This window comes from Mesorhizobium sp. M7A.F.Ca.CA.003.01.2.1, from assembly GCF_003998945.1.
GTDB lineage: Bacteria > Pseudomonadota > Alphaproteobacteria > Rhizobiales > Rhizobiaceae > Mesorhizobium > Mesorhizobium ciceri.
Genome location: NZ_RZRA01001187.1, coordinates 1 through 1,415, shown reverse-complemented (window position 1 = coordinate 1,415; position 1,415 = coordinate 1). Strand labels below are relative to the sequence as shown.

Annotated in this window: 1 pseudogene; it reads right to left on the bottom strand. The window is 62.6% G+C overall.

The window, feature by feature from the left end:
• Window positions 1-1,172 (bottom strand): annotated as a pseudogene (locus tag EN969_RS31050) (hypothetical protein); the annotation flags it as partial.
• Window positions 1,173-1,415 lie beyond the last annotated feature (243 nt).

Here is a 1,415-nt window from a genome sequence, read left to right as displayed (position 1 = left end):
GAGGGCAGCCAGCGCAGTTCCTCCAGCGCCACTTCCACCTTCAGCAACTTGTCGGCCTTGGATGTTCCGGCCAGCGACGCGACGGTGCGCGGGCCGATGACGCCGTCGCCCTTCATGCCTGCCTTTTGCTGCACGGCCTTGATGACCGGGATCAGTTCCGGATCATAAACTTCGCTGGTGGCCAGCCTGGACAGGACCTCGCCATAGGCGCCGCCCATCTCGTCATCGAGATTGCGCGCGATCAGGGTCAGCAGCTTCGGCAGTTCGGGGCTGGTTTCGCCCGGCTTCAACAACAGTTTGGGGTCGACGACGATTTCGTTTTCCGCACTGGCCTGCAGCGCTTCCAGTTCGACGCGCAGCGCCTGGTATTCCGCATTCTGCGGGTGCCGCGATTCGAGATAGGTGCGCACCTGCTGGGTATGCGCCAGCGTTTTCAGCACGCCTTGCAGATCGAGCGGCTTGGCCGGGAAATCATAATAGCCGGTCATGCGGTTGGGATCGACGCGGCCGTTCTGGGCGTCGTGGGCATAGCGCAGCACACGCGCCGAAAGCGCCATCTCGAAACGGACGAGTTCTTTCAGTTGCGCATTGGCATCGGTCGTCGATGCGCCGGCAGCGGGCACTTCGACCGTATAGTCGGCGGGCGTGAGGCCATAGCTTGAAGCCTCGCCAAGCACCCGCACCGCATCCTGCGCACGGCTGTTGAGGCTGGTTCCGCTTATCCAGATGAAATCCGGATTGGCCGAGTAGTACGCGATCAGCGCCTTGGCGATGTCGGGCTCGGCTAAGAATTCGTAGTCGCCCAAGCTGGCAACCGCATCACGAAACGCGGCACCCGTAGCCGACGGGACGAAGGCGGCGTCCTGCGGTGTCGCCTGCGCCGGCGTCGCGGCCAATGCCGAGAAGTCGACGCGAACCAGCCGGTCGGCCTTGTAGGTGTAGTAGGACGGGCTGCTGATCTTCACATTGCCGCCGCCGCCACCGGACACTTTCGGCTTTGGCTTGTTCTTCGGTGGCGGGGGCGGAAACTCGCCTTTCGGCGCATGCCTGACGCCGCCGCCGAAAAGCATGTCGAAGAGCCCCTGCGCGCCTGCCTGGGGTACACCGAAAGCCAGCGTCGCCGTGATTGCCATCAGCGGCATCACGGTTGCTTTGTTTCCGAGGAATTTCATGAATCACCCGCTCCGGCCGCAACCGGTTCCCGTTCCGCACGCTCGATCGTCCCGCTCACCGCATGGCGGATGTAAGGCGCGACTATACTGATTCATACCGATTTCGTTAAGCTTTCATAAATTTTGGAAAGCCTGTTGCAGAACGGTTTCACAAGATCGTGACGGCTGGAGCGGAGGGTGGTTCCGCCCCAGCCGGAAATCCCCGCGGGATCAGGCGTTGGCGCTGCCCTGACCATCGACGGC